19 protein-coding genes are annotated in these 19,895 nt (G+C 45.4%); 3 read left to right on the top strand and 16 right to left on the bottom strand.

Annotation, left to right across the window (positions count from 1 at the left end; translation table 11 throughout):
• Positions 1-7 precede the first annotated feature (7 nt).
• The 6 genes from WKT00_RS02180 to WKT00_RS02155 all read right to left on the bottom strand — a co-directional run bounded on the left by WKT00_RS02180 (position 8) and on the right by WKT00_RS02155 (position 7,085).
• Positions 8-1,945 (bottom strand): YgiQ family radical SAM protein, encoded by a 1,938-nt coding sequence (locus tag WKT00_RS02180; protein ID WP_340260647.1) that lies wholly within the window; start codon positions 1,943-1,945, stop codon positions 8-10.
• Complete coding sequence (locus tag WKT00_RS02175; RefSeq protein ID WP_101694760.1) at positions 1,946-2,614, bottom strand: HAD-IA family hydrolase; 669 nt, start codon at positions 2,612-2,614, stop codon at positions 1,946-1,948. It abuts the gene before it with no gap.
• Positions 2,615-2,630: 16 nt separating this feature from the next.
• On the bottom strand, positions 2,631-3,359 hold the full coding sequence (locus WKT00_RS02170; RefSeq protein ID WP_242962625.1) for a pseudouridine synthase: 729 nt from the start codon (positions 3,357-3,359) through the stop codon (positions 2,631-2,633).
• The gene (locus WKT00_RS02165) at positions 3,359-4,741 is read right to left on the bottom strand and encodes an RsmF rRNA methyltransferase first C-terminal domain-containing protein (protein ID WP_340260644.1); all 1,383 of its coding nucleotides are present in this window, start codon (positions 4,739-4,741) and stop codon (positions 3,359-3,361) included. The genes WKT00_RS02170 and WKT00_RS02165 overlap by 1 nt, the downstream gene beginning before the upstream one ends.
• An 89-nt stretch (positions 4,742-4,830) precedes the next feature.
• Complete coding sequence (locus WKT00_RS02160; protein ID WP_101694366.1) at positions 4,831-5,544, bottom strand: M23 family metallopeptidase; 714 nt, start codon at positions 5,542-5,544, stop codon at positions 4,831-4,833.
• A 92-nt stretch (positions 5,545-5,636) separates the two neighbouring features.
• Positions 5,637-7,085 carry an aminoacyl-histidine dipeptidase gene (locus WKT00_RS02155; protein WP_101694367.1) on the bottom strand — a complete coding sequence of 483 codons (1,449 nt, stop codon included), beginning with the start codon at positions 7,083-7,085 and terminating at the stop codon, positions 5,637-5,639.
• 118 nt (positions 7,086-7,203) lie between these two features.
• Between WKT00_RS02155 and WKT00_RS02150 the strand changes: the two genes are divergently transcribed.
• Entirely contained in the window at positions 7,204-8,148 is a 945-nt protein-coding gene (locus tag WKT00_RS02150; RefSeq protein ID WP_101694368.1) for a transporter, read from the top strand.
• On the opposite strand, the gene WKT00_RS02145 is transcribed toward WKT00_RS02150, so the two are convergent.
• The 6 genes from WKT00_RS02145 to WKT00_RS02120 are packed head-to-tail and all read right to left on the bottom strand — an operon-like array spanning position 8,137 to position 12,883.
• Positions 8,137-8,778 carry an ATPase gene (locus WKT00_RS02145; protein ID WP_101694369.1) on the bottom strand — a complete coding sequence of 214 codons (642 nt, stop codon included), beginning with the start codon at positions 8,776-8,778 and terminating at the stop codon, positions 8,137-8,139. The two genes, WKT00_RS02150 and WKT00_RS02145, sit on opposite strands and share 12 nt — an antisense overlap.
• Positions 8,775-9,272 carry a pantetheine-phosphate adenylyltransferase gene (coaD, locus tag WKT00_RS02140; protein ID WP_101694370.1) on the bottom strand — a complete coding sequence of 166 codons (498 nt, stop codon included), beginning with the start codon at positions 9,270-9,272 and terminating at the stop codon, positions 8,775-8,777. Before coaD ends, WKT00_RS02145 begins: the two co-directional genes overlap by 4 nt.
• Entirely contained in the window at positions 9,266-9,835 is a 570-nt protein-coding gene (rsmD, locus tag WKT00_RS02135) for a 16S rRNA (guanine(966)-N(2))-methyltransferase RsmD (protein ID WP_101694371.1), read from the bottom strand. The genes coaD and rsmD overlap by 7 nt, the downstream gene beginning before the upstream one ends.
• Complete coding sequence (locus tag WKT00_RS02130) at positions 9,832-11,559, bottom strand: ABC-ATPase domain-containing protein (RefSeq protein WP_340260640.1); 1,728 nt, start codon at positions 11,557-11,559, stop codon at positions 9,832-9,834. Before WKT00_RS02130 ends, rsmD begins: the two co-directional genes overlap by 4 nt.
• A 54-nt stretch (positions 11,560-11,613) precedes the next feature.
• The gene (locus tag WKT00_RS02125) at positions 11,614-12,315 is read right to left on the bottom strand and encodes a pentapeptide repeat-containing protein (protein WP_101694373.1); all 702 of its coding nucleotides are present in this window, start codon (positions 12,313-12,315) and stop codon (positions 11,614-11,616) included.
• A gap of 25 nt (positions 12,316-12,340) precedes the next feature.
• Positions 12,341-12,883, bottom strand: a complete 543-nt coding sequence (locus WKT00_RS02120) for a prolyl-tRNA synthetase associated domain-containing protein (protein ID WP_101694374.1) — start codon at positions 12,881-12,883, stop codon at positions 12,341-12,343.
• A 169-nt stretch (positions 12,884-13,052) separates the two neighbouring features.
• On the opposite strand from WKT00_RS02120, the gene WKT00_RS02115 reads away from it, so the two are divergent.
• Together WKT00_RS02115 and WKT00_RS02110 are read left to right on the top strand one after the other, a co-directional pair.
• The gene (locus WKT00_RS02115; RefSeq protein WP_101694375.1) at positions 13,053-13,676 is read left to right on the top strand and encodes a Maf family protein; all 624 of its coding nucleotides are present in this window, start codon (positions 13,053-13,055) and stop codon (positions 13,674-13,676) included.
• Positions 13,654-14,586, top strand: a complete 933-nt coding sequence (locus WKT00_RS02110) for a cation diffusion facilitator family transporter (protein ID WP_101694376.1) — start codon at positions 13,654-13,656, stop codon at positions 14,584-14,586. Before WKT00_RS02115 ends, WKT00_RS02110 begins: the two co-directional genes overlap by 23 nt.
• Here WKT00_RS02110 and WKT00_RS02105 read toward each other — a convergent pair.
• The 4 genes from WKT00_RS02105 to WKT00_RS02090 form a co-directional block, all read right to left on the bottom strand.
• Positions 14,573-15,127: a putative ABC transporter permease gene (locus tag WKT00_RS02105; RefSeq protein ID WP_101694377.1), complete on the bottom strand. Its 555-nt coding sequence runs from the start codon at positions 15,125-15,127 to the stop codon at positions 14,573-14,575. The genes WKT00_RS02110 and WKT00_RS02105 overlap by 14 nt on opposite strands.
• A gap of 72 nt (positions 15,128-15,199) precedes the next feature.
• On the bottom strand, positions 15,200-15,376 hold the full coding sequence (gene rpsU, locus WKT00_RS02100) for a 30S ribosomal protein S21 (protein WP_004054229.1): 177 nt from the start codon (positions 15,374-15,376) through the stop codon (positions 15,200-15,202).
• Positions 15,377-15,501: 125 nt separating this feature from the next.
• A complete protein-coding gene (gene alaS / locus WKT00_RS02095; protein ID WP_101694378.1) occupies positions 15,502-18,144 on the bottom strand; it encodes an alanine--tRNA ligase in 2,643 nt (880 codons plus the stop codon).
• Positions 18,145-18,275: 131 nt separating this feature from the next.
• The gene (locus WKT00_RS02090) at positions 18,276-19,787 is read right to left on the bottom strand and encodes a 4Fe-4S dicluster domain-containing protein (RefSeq protein WP_101694379.1); all 1,512 of its coding nucleotides are present in this window, start codon (positions 19,785-19,787) and stop codon (positions 18,276-18,278) included.
• Positions 19,788-19,895: the final 108 nt, after the last annotated feature.

Raw genomic sequence — 19,895 nt, 5'->3', positions numbered from 1 at the left:
CGCTGTCCTATTTCTTCGTCTTCTTTTTATGGACATTCCGAATCGTCCGTTTTTTCCGTTGTTCTTTTCCGACGAACGTTTTCCTATCAGAAGATCTGGTTTTGCCTCCTGGATTTTTACCCGAAAATGCCTGGGTGCGACCGTCCTTTTGTCTTGGACGAATTAGACAATGTTTGTCATACCCCACCAGATCCATACGCCCTGCTTTTTTTAACGCCTCCAGCACCAAATCATAATTTTTTGGATTCCGATACTGAATCAACGCACGCTGCATCGCCTTCTCATGGGGATTGCGCGGCACATAGACCGGTTTCATATCCCTGGGATCCACACCAGTATAATACATACACGTAGAAAGAGTAGACGGCGTCGGATAGAAATCCTGTACCTGTTCCGGCATATAGCCAAGATCCCGCAGATATTCTGCAAGCTCTACGGCTTCTTTCATCGTAGAACCCGGATGGGAGGACATCAGATAAGGAACCAGGTATTGTTCCTTATGAATCTCCTGATTGATTTTCTTATATTTCTTCGTAAATGCCTGATATACGCTGTTTTCCGGTTTGCCCATGCGTGTCAGAACTGCGTCGGAGACGTGTTCCGGCGCCACTTTCAGTTGTCCGCTGACATGATATTTACAAAGCTCCCTGAAAAAGGTATCATCCTGATCTGCCATCACATAATCGAACCGGATTCCTGACCGGATAAATACCTTCTTTACATTCGGCAGTTCCCGCAATTTTCGAAGCAACACAATATAGTCCTTATGATCCACATTTAGATTCTTGCAAGGTCTTGGGAACAGACACTGCTTCGTCTTACAGGCGCCATGCTCTAACTGCTTTTCACAGGATGGATGTCTGAAGTTAGCCGTCGGCCCTCCTACGTCGTGAATATAACCCTTGAAGTCCTTGTCCCAGATAAACTGTCCTGCCTCTGCAAGAAGCGACTCATGGCTTCTGGTTTGAATAATTCTTCCCTGATGGAAGGTCAGCGCACAGAAGCTGCATCCGCCAAAGCACCCCCGGTTGCTGATCAGACTGAATTTCACTTCAGAAATCGCCGGAACGCCGCCCTTCTCTTCGTAAGACGGATGATAAGTTCTCATATATGGATAACTATAGACACGATCCATTTCCGACTGACTTAACGGCTTTGCCGGAGGATTCTGCACTACATAAAGATGTTCTCCATATGGCTCAACCAGCCTCTTCCCACTGAAAGGATCGGTGTTGCAGTACTGGGTATAAAAACTGCGAGCGTATATAAGCTTGTCCGCCTTCAGTTCGTCATATCCCGGAAGGGTCAGCGCATCGTAGACGCTGTCCATACTCTTGGTCTTGTAAACAGTCCCCGGAACAAACGTTAGATCCTTCACATCAATTCCACTGTCCAGTGCTTCTGCAATCTCCACAATGGAACGCTCTCCCATTCCATAGGATAAAAGATCGGCCCCTGAATCCAAAAGAATGGAACGCTTCAGCTTATCCGACCAGTAATCATAATGCGCCAGACGTCTAAGACTCGCTTCAATTCCTCCCAGAATAATCGGCGTATGCTTATATACCTGGCGAATCAGGTTACTATATACAACCACCGCATAATCCGGCCGCTTTCCCATCACTCCTCCCGGTGTGTAGGCGTCTGTTTTTCGACGTTTCTTTGACACAGAATAATGATTTACCATGGAGTCCATGTTTCCGCTGGACACCAGAAATCCAAGCCTTGGCTCTCCAAATTCCATAATACTCGTTTTGTCTTTCCAGTCCGGCTGCGCAATGATGCCCACTGTATAGCCATGTGCTTCCAATGTACGCATAATAATCGCATGACCAAAAGACGGATGATCCACGTATGCATCTCCGGACACATAGACAAAGTCCAGCTGCTTGATCCCCATCTCTTCCATATCCCGTCTACATATCGGCAAAAATCCTTTTTCCATTTATAATACCTCGTATGTTCTCTTTTCAATCTCGGTGTAATCCTGAATGTAGTAGTCTGCCAGCTCTCGTTTCTTTTGAACCTGAGGACTGGAAAATGCATCTTCCACAGCGCAGACTCTCATTCCCGCATTCTTTCCCGCCAAAATCCCCATCGGGACATCTTCAAAAACCAGACACCTGGATGGATCTACTCCCAGATCTTCCGCCACCAACAGGTAAACTGCCGGAGACGGCTTTCCCGCTTCCACCTCGCAGGCGCTGTGTACGGAATCGAACAGATGACGGATTCCCAATGACTCCAGCGTGTCAAGAACCAATTCTCTGGCATTGCTGGTTGCAATTCCAATGGTCTTTCCCTGGTCTCGCATTCTCTCAATAAACTCTCTTGCTCCGGTTTTTAATTCTACTTGCGTCATGTATTTGTCATAGACCATTTCCATCCACTCTTCCATAACTTCCTGCGGGGTAAATGGAAGATCTGGAAACACTTCAAGAAAATAGTGAGCTGCTTCTGTGTAGCTCATTCCTTCCATATTCTCATGGAAACGCTCTGGTTTCGTCAAATGATATTTCTCCAGATAGTCATCATCGATAGATGGCCAGATCCACATAGAATCCAAAAGCGTTCCATCCACGTCAAAAATAATACTATCTATCTCCTCAAGCATCTGATTTTCCGATTGATTACAATCCAACTTCTTTTCCAAGTTCTTTTTGCTCCTTTTCTGTTAACGCACGGTATGATCCCGGCGTAAGTAAGGGATCCAGCGTAAGGGTTCCCATAGATTCCCGTTTCAGATAAAGTACTTCCTTTCCAACTGCCTGGAACATTCGCTTTACCTGATGATATTTTCCTTCCCGGATGGTAAGACGAATCGTGGAAACCTCTTCTCCTACCTCCAGGATCTGCAGCTCCCCGGGTCTGGTCCATTCTTCCTTCTCTTTCGTTCCGATATTTACTCCCTGCAGAAATGCCGCCTTATCTTCTTCCGACACAATTCCTGATACTTTGGCATAGTAGACCTTATCTACATGTTTCTTCGGAGATAACAGCCGATGAGCCAACTCCCCGTCATTGGTGATTAAAAGAAGCCCTTCCGTATCTTTGTCAAGTCTTCCAACCGGGAATAAATCCTTTCTCTTTCGATCCGCAATCAAATCAATCACCGTCCGACAGGAAGCATCTTCCGTTGCAGAAACCACGCCGGAAGGTTTATTTAACATATAATATTCATGCGTAACATAAGATACCTGTATTCCATCACAGAACACCTGGTCAGAATCGGAAATCTTTCTCTCCGGAGCCCGCACGATTTCATCATTTACGCGTACCTGTCCCTGACGGATCCTTTTTTTCACTTCCTGTCTGGTTCCCACGCCCATATCTGCAAGATATTTATCCAGCCGCATCATCAGCAAAGCCTCCATCCCGGCAGGTATTTATTCTTTAATACGCCTCCGGCCAGCTTTCCAAATCCAAGAGGATATCCGTCTACACAGACCAGATACCAGCCTTTCTCCTTACTTCCTGCCAAATCTTCCACATCCAGTGTCTCCCCTTTCAGATAACGGGTCACTCGTTCATCCTCTGCTTTCAAATCAATACAAAAGTCATAGTCTTCCTTTTTTAGCGCCATCGCCAATGCCTGACTTGGTTCAAAGCGGTTCTTTTTGAGTTCCCCTAAGAGAAGTCCTGTCCTAAGGAATCGGATTCCTTTTACCGCAGGCAGATTCTCCGGCATATAGTAAATTCTCTCTCCATGAATATCAAGTCTGGAAGGGTCCAATTTCCAAGATACATGGGCAAAAAATGTTTCCAGTTCCTCCGGAAGTTTCCGTGTTTTTTTCTTTGGCTTTCCGGTTTCTTCTGCCACTTCTTTTTTCTCACCTTTTTGCAGCAAGGCCAAATAGTGTCCTTCCCCTTTCATCTTATGTGGGAAGATTCTAACAGTCTTTTCGATGTCTTTCATCCCAGACTTCGTAAGTCCCGGCCGCCCCGGGCAGAATCCTTCATAAGGCTTTATAGGAAGAATCCGAAATTCCGGACAATGTTCTAAAAGATGCTCGATAATCTGTTCATTTTCCCGGCTGTCAAAGGTACAGGTAGAATACAGCATCATACCGCCTTTCCGCAGCATATGTGCCGCCTGAAGCACGATGCTCTTCTGGATATTACTGAAAAATTCTGGGCCATGTTCTTCCCATGCCCGGACCATTTTCTTATCCTTTCGAAACATCCCCTCTCCAGAACAGGGTGCATCGATTAAAATCTTATCAAAGTATTCCGGAAAATAGTCCATCAGTTTCCCTGGCTCTTCGCTAAGCACCAGCACGTTTCCGATTCCGAACACCTCGATATTCTTCAGCAAACCTTTCGCTCTGGAATTACTGATATCGTTGGCGGCCAGCATTCCGTGTCCCGCAAGCTTCGCCCCCAGCTCCGTCGCCTTTCCACCCGGAGCCGCACACACGTCCAGCACTCGGTCTCCCAGCTCGATCGGCAGACGGTCTGCCGGCGTCATAGCGCTTGGCTCCTGCAGATAATAAAGCCCCGCAAAATAGTACGGATGTCTGGACGGAGACACTTTGTCACCATCATAATAAAAACCATTGGAAATCCATGGAATCGGATGGATTTCAAAAGGACAGATCTTCTGGAATTCCTCCACGGAAATCTTCTGTGTGTTGACACGAAGCCCATAATATCTCGGTTCTTCGTAACAAGCAATATATTCGTCAAACTCTTCTCCTAAGAGTTCTTTCATTTTCTCTTCAAATGCACCTGGCAGGTTCATCGCTCTTCCTCCATATGTGTATCGTCGTAATTTCTCTATCACATGATCAAACATGATCAAATAAGTATAACATATTCCCGTGTATAACTCTAGGAATATGCGTATTTTAATTTCTTATTTTCTAAAAAACGTAGTACATAATAAGGATTTACGCTATTTTCTTTGCCATTTTCATAAGAATAAATCCCAAGATGCAGATGCACCGCAAACTGGCCTGTCGTTCCTTCCGGCCCATATCCGGAATCCCCCATATAGCCAAGAAGCTGACCCGCCCGTATCGAATCCCCCTTTTTTAAATTGGCATAAGATTCCAAATGCGCATAGTAGTAATACGTGCCGCTATCCGATGTAATTCCCACCCGATATCCGCCTTTCTCAAGCCATCCGATATTCGTCACCGTTCCATTCGTGATACTAATAACCGGATAAATTCCACTCTCCTGTCTTGCCGCCATAAGATCCGTTCCCTCATGCGCATGTGTATCTTTATATTTCCGCTCTGCCATCCATCCGTTTTCATAAGAAACCGTAAGAGATGGATCCACCGAGGACTCCGGAACCGGATAATAGGTGATCTCTTTTTCCACCTGCTCTAAGAAATGTTTGCACGATGGCGAAAGAACTTCCCGCTGCGCCCGCATTTGCTCTGAAAAGAATTCCTGTCGAAACCAAGGGTCCTCCGTCGTTTTTTTCTGCTGCGTAAACTTACGCGCCTGATCCTTCGCCTGCTGTGCTCCAAGAACAGAAAACAGTGCAAGGAGAAAGATCAGTACCATCATTTTCCCTGAGGACTGATAACGCATCTCTGTTCCTTCCTCTTATTTTTTCTTTATCAATATATGAAAACAGCCGGTTTCCTATGTCTCTACAGGAAACCGGCTGTACGCCTTATTCTTTATTTACAGTTTTTCAAAATCGTCTTTAAATATTCCCAAGTTCTCTGAGCGGACGCAATATCCATCCGCTCATTAAAGGAATGAATATCCGGAAGATCCGGTCCAATGGATACACAATCCAGATCCGGACGTTTTCCAAGGAAAATTCCACACTCCAGTCCAGCATGAACTACGGAAACTTCCGGTTCTCTTCCGTAAACTTCCCGGAAGCTTTCTACCATAATTTTTCTCAGTTCAGAATCCGGATCAAACTGCCATGCAGGATACTGACTGATGATTCTTCCCGTTCCGCCTGCAAGTTCTGCACAAAGATCCAGCTGTTCTTTCAGCTGCACTTTCCGGCTCTCCACAGAGCTTCGGATCAAATGACCCATCTTAATGCAATCTGCCTGTGTATCAACTACACCGATATTCAGAGAAGTCTCTACAATTCCTTTTAATTTACGGCTGTATTCCTGCAGACCATTTGGACATCCTGCAAGGAATCCGATTACACGTCCGGTAGAATCTTTATCACAGGCATCTTCTGACGCGCCTGCCTTCATGTCAACATCTACTTTTAATCCTTCTTCCTCTCCCATAAATTCATGGTCCCAGATTTCCTTCATTTCCTGGGCTTTTGCAGCAATTTTCTCTGCGTCTTCCTCAGAAGCCATAAGAGACGCTTCACATTCCATGGCGATAACGTTATGCTTCGCTCCTCCGAAAATATCAACCAGTGTAAACGGCACCTCTTTGCTTAAGCGATACAAGAAGCGTCCCATCATCTTGTGCGCATTTCCACGCTGCTGATGAATCTCAGAACCGGAATGACCTCCGTTTAATCCATGAATGCGAACGGTAACCTTCGTTCCGTCCTTCTTTTCTCTATGTACTGGAATCGCTGCCTCATACTCAATTCCACCAGCACATCCACAGGTTAACACGCCTTCTACCTCAGAATCAAGATTTACAACCTTTCTTCCTTTGAAGATACTCATATCAATTCCATTTGCACCGCCCATACCGGTTTCTTCGTCTACTGTAAAGAGCGCTTCAATTGGAGGATGCGGAATGTCATCGCTATCCAAAATCGCCATCGCCATGGCAACGGCAATTCCGTCATCTCCGCCAAGAGTTGTGTCCTTCGCCTTAATGAATCCGTCCTCTACATACAGTTTCAATCCGTCCTTCTTAAAATCATGGTCGGAGCCTGGTCGTTTCTCACCCACCATATCCATATGTCCCTGCAAAATCACTGGCTCGCAGTCTTCATATCCAGGTGTTCCCGGCTTCCGAATGATAACATTGAGACAGTCGTCCTGAATCACTTCCAGCCCACGTTCTTTCGCAAACGCTACGCAGTGATCACTGATACGCTGCATATCGAATGTCTCACGAGGTACAGCGGACAGCTCCTCAAAAAAATGAAATACTTTTTTAGGTTCTAGATTTTCTAATACTGCCATAATATTCCCTCTCTTTTCTGACATATTTAATTCTATACTCACATTATGGTACTATTTTCATAAAAATGCAACCTTAGTAATAAAATTAAATGAAAGAAATGGAAGGATTTTCTCCAAAATGAAATCTTATCTTTTCCCTTTTTCTGTCTTACTGCTCTTTCTGACCATGCTTTTATTCCCCGCCCCTGTCCTAAAAGGCGCAAGTGACGGTCTCTTATTGTGGTTTCATACGGTGCTGCCCACTCTTCTGCCATTCATACTGGTCTGCGACCTAATGCTTCACACCCGCGCTATCCACTGGATCGCACGAATCGGAAACAGGCTGTTCTCCCGGCTGTTCCGAACTTCGTCCTACGGATCTTTCGCCATCCTGTCCGGCTTTCTCTGCGGATATCCAATGGGTGCCAAAGTCACAACAGATCTGTTGCTTTCCGGTCTTATCTCCCGCTCTGAAGCCTGCTATCTTCTATCCTTTTGCAATAATACAAGCCCCATGTTTGTCATAAGCTTTCTGGTTCTGCAAAATTTAAAAAATCCATCCCTTATGATTCCCGCACTTGTCATTGTAATCCTGTCTCCCATCCTGTGCAGTTTCCTGTTCCGTCTGCGTTATCGGTCTGGTTCTTCTGCACAGACTTCAAGCTTTCAAACTCACGGCTCCAAAAGCATTGACTCACCATTCCATCAAGATGAGGATCTTCTCGACACCTGCATTATGCGGGGAATCGAAACCATTACAAAAGTCGGAGGCTACATTATGCTTTTTTCCGTCCTTACAACCTTAGCCGAAACATTTCACATTGCTTCTGTTCCTGTCCTGTCGGCGCTGGTACCCTCGCTTGAGATTACATGCGGAATTCAGCAAATCTGTTCCCTTCCTCTTTCCTCAGAACAGATTTTCATCAGAAGCCTCACTTTGACTTCTTTTGGTGGATTCTGCGCTGCATTCCAAACTCGATCTATAATCAAGAAGGGCGGGCTCCCTTTTCGCCCTTATATAACAGAAAAGCTGATTACTGCATCCGTAACCAGCTTTCTCGCCTTTTGTTATCTATTCTTCTAATTCATCCTCATCGTCCAGATCGTACTCGATGTCTTCGACTTCTTCCTCATCGGAAATGCCGTACTCTGCTTCCAGCCCCCGCTGAGACTGTTCTGGAATATCTAATTCAGAACGGTTGTTGCGTACCATATCATAACACTCCTGCAAGGAGTTTACCAGTCCGTCATATTTGGTGGTATAGCTGTCCAATGTATGACCAATGATGCTCTCTGCGTTTGACAGCAGATCATCTGTATACTGCATCGCTCCAATCCGGATATCGTTCGCATCATTTGTAGCATTGTCCAGGATCTGCTGTGCCTGTTCTGTGGCAGCAGTCACAATCTCGTTCGCCTGTGCATATGCCTGCTGCATAATCTCATGCTCACTGACAAGTTCACTGGTGTGAATCTGTGCTTCTTCGATCATGCTGTCTGCTTTTGCCTGTGCATCTGCTAAAATCGCGTCTTTATTCGCTATAATCTTCTGATATCTCTTAATTTCATCCGGAGTCTTCATTCTAAGTTCGCGCAACAGCTCGTCCATCTGATCTTTATTCACGATAATCTTTGATGTGGACAGCGGCTGGAACTTACAACTGTCGATATACTCCTCAATCTCTTCAATAATCTGTTCAATACGGCTGCTCATGATTTACACTCTCCTTTTTGCTTCATCTTCTCCTTGATCCGGTCGGCAACGTACTCGGGTACAAACTGGGAGATATCCCCTCCAAAAGCCGCTACTTCCTTCACTGTGGTAGAACTCAAATATGAATACTCAAGACTTGTCGTCAAAAATACGGTCTCTACGTCCGGCCTAAGTTTATGATTCGTCTGCGCCATCTGCAGTTCATATTCAAAATCTGTAATTGCCCGCAGTCCACGGATCACCATTCTGGCTCCCGTCTCATGGGCAAAATCCACTAATAACCCCTCAAATGGAATACATTTCACATTTGGCATATCTTTTAATACTTTCTCTAACATTCTAACACGTTCTTCTACGGAAAACAACGGGATTTTTGCATTATTATTCAGTACTCCGACAATCAGTTCATCTACCATAGATGCGGACCTGCGGATAATATCAATATGCCCAAACGTAACCGGATCAAAGCTTCCTGGGTAAATGGCTCTTAACATATCTCTTTCCTCCCTGACGGTTCCAAAAACACATGTTTATTTGTTTTATAAGCCTTTGTTTTTAAAACAGAAAAGCCAAGCTCCTCTGCATAAGAAAAGTCTGTATCCTTTGATGCTTCCACCACAATCACACCCTCTTCTGCAAGAAGCTCCGACTCCGCCAGATACTCCAGCACCTTTCTCTCCAGCCCCATATCATATGGCGGATCCATGAAAATATAATCAAACTGCTTCTCACCTTCCAGCTTATAGAGCGCTGTCATCACATCCGTCGTCATGGTCATCGCCTTGTGTTCCATGCGAACCGCTTTTAGATTTTCTTTGATACACCGCATCGCTTTGGAGTTCTTTTCTACAAATACAGCTTCCATAGCCCCACGGCTTAACGCCTCAATTCCAATCCCTCCGCTTCCGGAAAAAAGATCCAGGAAAATACAGTCATAGAGATAAGGAGACAGCATATTAAACAGCGTCTCTTTGATCCGGTCTGTGGTCGGTCTGGTATCCAACCCTTCCAGTGTCTTTAATTGAATCCTTTTTGCGCTTCCTCCGATTACTCTCATTGCCGTCTCTCCTTCTGTTCCAATGTTCCAAGCTTTCGATATCGATTCAGACATGCATAAATCTCCTGCCTGCGAGGAAATGCAAGATTTCCCGGCAGTACATTTCCTTCACAAACCACCGAAGCACCTTTGGTTTCTAACTGTTCCGCCACCTGTTCCACAGCCTGCTTAAGCGTCTTTCTTCCATCAAATACTTCTTCTTCCAGGTACCTTGTAATCTGTCCCAGCATCGTCAACTGTTCAGCATCTGCCAGCTGTTCTACATACCGAAGATCAATGGTCTCATGATTCAGCATCACACCATCACGTCCCATGGTCTTTAATTTTACTCGTCCTTTTTGTCGAAGTCCGGCGCTTGGCTTTACCTTTCGATCAAAATCGGGAAGCACCGGAGTATCTTCCGGAAGCTGAAGCCGTGGATATCCTTTTGCTTCTTCCTTTGCCAATTCCGTAATCTCTCTTGGTACATAACAATCCATCTGGATAATGGTATCTGCCACCTCAAAATAAGCGCCCGAACTTCCCGCTACCAGTACCGTTGAAATTTTGTACTTCTCATAAAGCATGCGCACCCGTTCGATAAATGGCGTAATCGGCTCCATTTCGCGGTGGATCACCCGCTGCATCAGCTCATCTCTCACCATAAAGTTGGTCGCACTGGTATCTTCGTCCATCAAAAGCGTTTTGCTTCCCGCTTCGATACTCTCCATTACATTTGCTGCCTGAGATGTGCTTCCGCTGGCATCCTCTGTATAGAAAGATTTCGTATCTTTTCCGTTTGGCAGCTGTCCAATAAACATAGAAATATCTACATTGCGAATACTTCTTCCATCCTCCGCACGCACTTTCACCGCCGTTTCATCCGTAACCACATATTCACGTCCATCCCCGGCAATATGCGGATAAACACCGCTTTCCAACGCTTTTAACAGTGTAGATTTCCCGTGGTATCCACCGCCTACAATCAGTGTAATTCCTTTTTTGATTCCCATGCCGACAATCTTTCCCCGGTAAGGAAGATCCATCGTAACCTCCAGTTCTTTCGGAGAAACAAATGGCACGGAATCCTTCAGTGGTTTCCCGGATACACCGGATTCCCGCGGCAGGATACTTCCATTGGACACGAACGCCACCAGTCCATTTCCTTCCAGCTGCGCTCTGATACTGGCCTGATCCTCTGCCAGTTCCATCACCTTACGAACCTGCACAGCATCCTGGCTCTGGTAGTAAATTCCACCTTTGACGCACTCTGGCAGATAATTGTAAAGAATCTTGATTAGCTCTTTTGCATTAATCGTACGCCCATTAGCCGGAAATCCAACCTCAAACCGCACCGTAACATCTCCTGTATGTGCATCAATGGTACATGCCGTTCTTTTTAAAATCTCCTGCCCGCACCGAGTCACCTGAATCACACCGCTCTTTCCGGACCCTTTGGCCTGGAACGAAAATTTCCCTGCTCTCTTCGCAAAACTCCGAATCAGATAATCCTCCAAAGCCGTCTTCTTTCCAGGATTATTATAAAGCTCTTCCGGGTACCCTGCCGTACGCCCCGGAACCCGGATACTGAGTTTGGACGGCGCCGCAAAAGGATCTCCTTGAACATGATCAATAAAAAGCACATATCCCGGGAATCGATAACTTCCCCTGGTATCCTTATATGCCGGATAGCTTCTGCGGTCAATCCTGTTCAATAAATCTCGTAATTCTTCTGCTGTCTTCATACTTTTTACTCTCCTTATTTTCCGGGATGACTGCATCGCCCCGACTTTCATCTTCTAATATCCTATCGCATCGTCCCGGCTCATCCAAAAATGGATCCCTGTCGTAGAATCAAACCACCGATCTTCGTTAAAATCTTTCACTTCGACCCATTCCCCTTTCCTGTAGACAAAGTTCTCATCTACCAGGGACCAGGCTTCCTCATATTCTTCCGTCGAATCAAAATTTTTGATCGTCAGCACTTTCGCCTTATTACATCGGCAGGACGGCAGCGTTGCACTGGTCCTCTTTGCATCAGCCGGAATCAAAAGCTGTACCAGTCGGTCATTTACGCATTTCTTATACCCTAGAATCGGTCCTGTCTCCGGACAATGCATCCGAAACCACCTAGTCTGTTCATCAAAACGCACTCCGTTAAGGTCTGCGCGTTCCAGCACAGCGCCAAAGAGATTTGCCCCCTCAATATCGCTGTCTGCCAGATCGCATCCCCGAAAAGACGCCGTCCTCATATTGGCATTCTTAAAATTCACTCCATGAAGAGAACAGCCGTCAAACAGAGAATTCTCCACACTGCTCCCCTCAAAATTCACTCCGTCAAGAACCGTATTCTGAAAAGAACTCAGCACAAAATCCATTCCACTAAGATCCATCCCAGTAAGGTCCATATTCCAAAGCTCCTTCTCTTTAAACGAGAGGCGTTCTCCCGGCCTCCTTGCGTTTATCACCGCGACCAGCTCTTCTTTTTCTATCCGTTTCATATTTCTTCACCTTCATGCTTACTTTTTACAGATCTACAATCCTTGGACGATGGTGCGTATATGGCAGAAACTTCTTCAGAAGATCCTGTGTTTTAAACTTCAAATGTGTCGTATTAATTCCGGTATTACATACAAAATACTCTGCCTCAGCCACTTCTTTATCAATAATCAGCTGAACATAGTCGTCCTCATCATTCAAAAGGCCAACGACGCTTGCGGATCCCGGTTTGGTTCCTAAATGCTCCCACATATGCTCCGGTGACGCAAAAGACATATGAGACACTCCAAGCTTCTTACTGAAAGACGCTGTGTCAAATGCCTTCTCTTCCGGCATTACCAGTAGGAAAAATGTTGTTTTCTTCTGATTACACAAAAAGACATCCTTGCGGACAGGCGCTTGAAACACCTTACCGATATCGGAGCACTCTTCCATAGAAGATGCCGGGTCATTGTCTACCCGCTCAAATGGAATGCCAAGCTTTTTAAATACTTTATATACTTCCTGTTCAAGCGGAACTCTCTCGCTGATATTCTCCGGTGGTGTTGTTACGATTTCGCTGATATACATGATCGTTCCCTCCTGTAAATTCACATATTTTTTCTTTATCTTTTTATTATATAAAATCCCTTTGGTCTTTGCAAACCTTCTTTCTTTATAATTTGCTCAATATTTACACTTTCCCTAAAATTTGTTAATATAAAAAGATATAAATAAACGAAACGGAGGAATTTTACCCATGAAATATATTTTAGCTTCCGCCTCTCCTAGGCGGAAAGAACTCTTAAGTCGGGCAGGCTTTCCCTTTGAAGTCATCCCTTCTGAAGTAGAAGAAATTTTAACCGGAAACTCTCCCGAAGAAATCGTCACACATCTGGCAGCTCAGAAGGCAAAAGACGTCTTTGACCGCCTTCCATCTGAAGATCTTCTGGTCATCGGCGCCGACACCATTGTCGTATATCGGGATGAAATTCTCGGAAAGCCCGCCGGAAGCTCGGAAGCCTTTGATATGCTCTCGATGCTGTCTGATCGAACCCATCAGGTCTATACCGGCGTCGCTCTTTTCTGGCGCAGAGAAGGTGCGCTTTCCCACAAATCCTTTGCGGAATGCACAGACGTCACCTTCTATCCTGTCAGCAAAGAGGATCTAAACGATTATGTGGCATCCGGCGATCCTCTTGACAAAGCCGGTGCTTACGGTATTCAGGGGACATTTGCCAAGCATGTAAAGGAAATCCGTGGCGACTATAACAATGTCGTCGGACTGCCCCTTGGCAGACTCTATCAGGAACTAATTCAGGAAGGACTTGTCTCTTCTTTCCCGAGAAAGGAGTCTACTTATGCATTCCAGCAGGAAAAATGAAAAATTTGAAAAATCGGCACTTCGGATCTCCCTGACCGGCAACCTGATCTTCGTTATCCTGGAGCTTGCAGTAGCCATTTATACCAGTTCCCAGGCGGTTCTTTTAGACTCTGTATACGACGGCGTGGAACTTCTGATGATTTTCGTATCTATTATACTGGTTCCGCTTCTTTACAAGCCATCCAACGAAAATCATCCCTTCGGATATCTGCAGGTAGAGACGCTGTTTGTCGTCGTAAAAGGAATTATTATGACTGCAGTGACGGCAGGTTTGATTATCAACAATATTCAGATCATCATCCATGGCGGAAGGCACGTAAGCTTCTCCGTAATTGCCTGGTTTGAATTGGCTGCCGCCATCCTAAGCGTCATATTTATCGCAATTCTCTCCTACATGAACCGGCATCTTTCTTCGCCGGTTGTTACCATGGAGATTCAAGAATGGAAGATCGATACAGCGGCTTCCCTGGGAATGACCGTCGCCTTCTTTCTTCCGATGTTCCTTCATGCAGACTGGTTCCGTCCCATTGTTCCATATCTGGATCAGTGCATTGCCATTATTCTGTCCATCTGCATGCTGCCTACCCCGATTCACGCCGTTGTCACCGGCCTTCGGGATCTCTTCCTTCTTCCTCCCGAAGAAGAAACCGTACAGAACATCAAGGACATTATTACGCCGATTCTGGATGCCTACGGCTATGACAAACTGTATTTCGACATTGTCCGTACCGGCCGAAAGCTCTGGATCAGTGTTTATATTACCTTCGACCGTGATGAAATCTCTATTTCCCGGTTTAAGATCGTCCAGAACTTTATTATTCAGGCACTGTCAAAAGAATATCAGGATTTCTATTTTGAACTCCTTCCCGATATCGAATATAACGGAAATACCGAGGTTACTCCTTCATAGGAGCACCTCGGTATTTCTTTTCTTGATACATGGCATGTAAAAAATCAAACAAATAAATTACCAGGATCATGGTTCCGCCAACCTTTCCCACTAGAACAGGAAGTGCATCCACCAGACTGGACACCATGTTCTGAAGGAAGAAGAACAGCCCAAGCGTATAGAATCCCCAGGCAATGGAACTTTCCAAACAGATAATCCCTTTGTAATTCAACGGCTTTTCGCGATAATCCCACCAGATTTCTCCAAAGATCCGATTCATAATCACCGCCGTGATAAATTCAATCGCCGTTGCCAGAATCATTCCCAACAAAAACAACTGAAATGGCTGATCGCTGTAAGGCCGCAGCAAAAAAAAGACTGTCAGCGCGCCCACACCGTAAATCGGACAAAACGGTCCCTTCGCAAACCCACGATTGGTCAGCTTCCGATTGCAGATCGACATATAGACAGATTCTACAATCCATCCCATCAAACTATAAACCAAAAACCATAACACCACATGGTAGCCGCTCAGACCAAATATTCTTCTATTCCACCACATTGTCTGTTTCCCTTTCTTTTTGGCAAACAAAATGGAGTGTTGTTCAATGCAACACTCCATTTACTGCACATATTAGTTATACTTACGCTTTCTAGCAGCTTCAGACTTCTTTTTACGTCTTACACTTGGCTTCTCATAATGCTCTCTTTTACGAATTTCCTGCTGAATACCAGCTTTAGCACAGTTTCTTTTAAATCTGCGTAAAGCGCTATCTAACGTTTCGTTTTCTTTAACGATTACATTTGACATAGTCTCACACCTAACCTCCCCTCCAGTCTTGTATTGTGCATCATACGACTGTTCGGGTATTTTTATTGCACTACATAAGATTATATCATATTTTTTTCTTACGTCAACAACTTTTTCCAATTATTTTATGATTCGATCTGACTATCCAGTACTTCTGCCGCTTTTGCCAGTGCATCTTCTATTCCAGCAGGGTTCTTTCCTCCCGCCTGAGCCATGTTCGGGCGTCCGCCTCCGCCTCCGCCAACACAGGCTGCACAAGCTTTAATCAGATTTCCGGCATGAGCGCCTTTCGCCATTGCCGCGTCCGTTGCCATAGCCATCAGGCTAACCTTTTCTCCTGTCGCAGATGCAAGAAGAATCACGCCGTCGCCCAGCTTTTCTTTCAGCTGATCTCCAAGGTCACGAAGACCATTCATATCAACGTCAGCAAGTTTTACCGCCAGAAGCTTCACACCTTTGATCTCCTGTACCTGATCCATCACATCGCCCATAGCGTCCTTGGCAAGCTTGCTCTTTAAGCTTTCTACCTCGCTTCCAAGAGTCTTGTTTTCCGCCATCAGGTGGGAAATCTTATCCGCTAACTGATCCGGTTTTGCTTTCAAGAGCTTTGCCGCATGAAGAAGCTGATCTTCCACATGCTGATAGTAGTTCATAAGTCCCTTAGAAGTCAATGCTTCGATACGTCTGACACCGGCAGCTACACCCGTCTCAGAAATAATCTTAAAGGCCATAATGGAGCTAGTATTGGATACATGGGTTCCGCCGCAGAACTCTTTGGAAAATTCTCCCATACTTACTACACGTACCACATCGCCGTATTTCTCACCGAACAACGCTGCTGCGCCTGTCTTTTTCGCCTCTTCAATCGGCATATTTTCTGCCACAACCGGAAGAGCCGCACGGATCTGTTCATTTACCAGCGCTTCTACTTTCTGAATTTCTTCTTCTGTCAATGCTGAGAAATGTGTAAAGTCAAACCGGAGACGCTCCTCATTTACAGAAGATCCAGCCTGTTCCACATGGCTTCCCAGTACTGTACGAAGAGCTTTCTGCAACAAATGTGTCGCGCTGTGGTTATTTGCAGACAGTCTTCTCTTTTCTTCGTCTACCTTTAAGGTTACGGTATCGCCAACCTTTACCATACCGGTTACAACATGTCCTTTATGTCCGATCTTGCCGCCTGCAAGCTTCACTGTATCTTCTACCGCAAAGGCAAATCCTTCCGCTTCAATGACACCGGTATCTGCCTCCTGTCCACCGCTGGTTGCATAGAACGGAGTTTCCTCTGTAATCAGCGTTCCCTTCTGTCCATCTGTCAAGCTTTCTACAATCCGGGTCTCTGTGGTCAGAACGCTGACCTTAGACGTACAGGAAAGCTGCTCATATCCCACGAATCTGCTGGTAATTTCCGGCGCAATTTCATCATACACATTGGCTTCTCTTCCACTGTAGTTGTGTTCGCCAAAGGTTCCCTTTGCTTTTTCTTTCTGCTCTTTCGCAGCCTTTTCAAATCCCTCTTCATCCATAGAGAAGCCTTTTTCTTCCAGAATTTCCATCGTCAGATCAACCGGGAATCCGTAAGTGTCGTAGAGACGGAATGCTTCTTCTCCTGACATTACCGTCACACCCTTCTTCTCCATTTCCGCAATGGAATCTGCAAGAAGAGAAAGCCCCTGGTCAATTGTCTTATTAAACTGTTCTTCTTCTTTGACAATTACCTGGAAGATAAAATCTTTCTTCTCTTCCAGTTCCGGATATCCATCTTTGGATCCCTCGATCACAGTCTTCGCAAGCTCTACCAGGAACTGTCTGTCAATTCCCAAAAGACGTCCATGGCGGCTTGCCCGGCGCAGAAGGCGACGAAGCACATAGCCTCTTCCACTGTTGGATGGAAGGATTCCATCTGAAATCATAAAGGTCACAGAACGAATATGATCCGTAATAACACGTAATGATATGTCTGTTTCCGGACTTTCTCCATATGCTACACCCGCCAGACGGCACACATGGTCTCGCAGTGCCTTCATGGTGTCAATATCAAACATGGAATCTACATCCTGCACGATACATGCCAGACGCTCCAGTCCCATTCCCGTATCAATATTCTTCTGTTCCAGCTCTGTATAATGATTCTGTCCATCATTATCGAACTGTGTAAATACATTGTTCCAAATTTCCATATAGCGGTCACATTCACAGCCTACGGTACAATCCGGGCTTCCGCAGCCATATTTTTCTCCGCGGTCATAGTAAACCTCTGAACACGGCCCACATGGTCCTGCACCGTGCTCCCAGAAGTTATCGGCTTTGCCAAAACGGAAGATACGCTCCGGCGCAATTCCGATCTCTTTATTCCAAATCTCCCACGCCTCATCATCCTCTTCATAAACGGACGGATACAAACGATCCGGATCTAATCCTACCACTTCTGTTAAAAATTCCCAGGTCCAGTGAATTGCTTCTGTCTTAAAGTAATCTCCAAATGAGAAATTTCCAAGCATTTCAAAAAAAGTACCGTGTCTTGCCGTCTTTCCTACGTTTTCGATATCTCCCGTACGAATACACTTCTGACAGGTGGTAACTCTCTGTCTCGGCGGTTTCTCCTGCCCGGTGAAGTATGGCTTTAACGGGGCCATTCCAGAGTTAATCAAAAGAAGACTTTTATCATTACGAGGCACCAGCGAAAAGCTTTTCATTGCCAGATGTCCTTTACTTTCAAAAAATTCCAAAAACATCTTTCTTAATTCGTTTACTCCATATTTCTGCATAATATCCTCCTGCACTTTTCTCTCTTATCAGTTGGTATGTGATTCCATATATCACGCTAAGGTTTAATTATAAAGAGAAGCGAAGGGTTTGTCAACGTCCCCTCCGCTTCTTGTCTTTCCCTAATTTATACTTAATTCAGCTCAATCTCTTTTAATTCCTTCGGCGGCAGTTTTTTAGAAGAAGCTTTTACAAATTCCTGTACCTTCTTCTGTGCTTTCGCCACCTGAAGATTCGTTCCGGCTCCTGCAGCACATCCGCCCGGACAGCCCATTCCTTCAATCAGGCATCCATCCATACGTCCTGCTTTTGCCATTGCCAGCACCTTCTTACATTCTGCCAGACCTTCTGCATGCTCAATTTTAACATCCACATCCGGATAGTATTCATTCACGCATTCTTCAATCGCTTTTGCAACGCCTCCGGCTACTGCATAGCCACGTCCTGCAGCCGTCGCATTGTGGAAAGACGATTCCGCCTCGTATTCCGTCAAATCAATATCTCTGGCATCAAACATTGCCTGCAGCTCCTCAAAGGTGATAACGAAATCCACATCACTTCTCACGGTACGGCGCATTGCTTCCAGTTTCTTTGCAGCACATGGTCCGATAAATACCACTTTGGCATCCGGATTTTCCTTCTTAATAGTACGTGCTGTTGCTACCATAGGTGTCAATTCCTGTGAAACCTCTCCAATCAGATCCGGGAAATACTTCTTTGCCAGCATTGCCCAGGATGGACAGCAGGAAGTCAGAAGAAATGGCAGTTCTCCTGTTGCTACCTTCTCTACATAGTGGTGTGCTTCTGCAATCGCACCGATATCCGCTCCAAGCGCCACTTCATATACTTCTGAGAATCCCAGTTCCTGAAGTGCAGCCTTTAAGTTTCTCGGCGTAATATTGTCTCCGAACTGACCTGCAAATGCCGGTGCAATCTCAGCAATAATCGGTGTCTTTTCCGTCAACGCTCTGGCCAGCTGGAATACCTGAGACTTATCGGAAATCGCGCCAAACGGACAGCTTACCATACACATTCCGCAGGAAACACATTTATCTGTATTAATGTATGCACGTCCACATTTGTCTGATTCAATCGCATTCACACCACAGGCTTTCGCGCATGGACGCTCCAGTTTAGAAATCGCATCGTACGGACAGACAGATTTACATTTTCCGCAGCTGATACATTTTTCCGGATCAATATAGGAACGTCCGTTAACCATGGAAATTGCCCCCTTTGGACAGACCTCCATACATGGATGCGCCAGACACCCCTTACACATATCACTGACTTTATATCCTTTGGAAGCACACCTCTCACACGCTGATGGAATCACCTGCATAAGCGGTGGCTCATAATATTTATCAGAAATATTGCTGGCTTCCATCCCCGCTGTCAAATGAACCGGTTTATTTTCCGGACGAAGGGACAGGCCCATTGCCAGTCTTAAACGCTCCCGGATGATTGCACGGGAACGATATACACTTTCTCTGTATCTGTTCGATTCATCGCTTACAATCTTATATGGAATTGCTTCCACATCATCATTTAAAGTCTCTTCATTTACTGTGAATCCCAGCATTGCGACTTCTTTGAATACTCTTCTTCTGATCTTTCTGACCGTTGTGTCCAACCCTCTCATCATAAGTGGCACTTCCTCCTGTTTTCTTTCCAAATCTCTACAAACTACGGGCGCCAGTGTGCACTGACGCCTCTTTACTACTATAATAAAATGTTAAAGAATTGTCAATAT

This window comes from Dorea sp. ICN-14282, assembly GCF_037890115.1.
In the GTDB taxonomy this organism is placed as follows: domain Bacteria; phylum Bacillota; class Clostridia; order Lachnospirales; family Lachnospiraceae; genus Dorea_B; species Dorea_B phocaeensis.
Note: the sequence above shows the minus strand (reverse complement) of the source record. Positions and strands in the feature narration are given on the sequence as shown.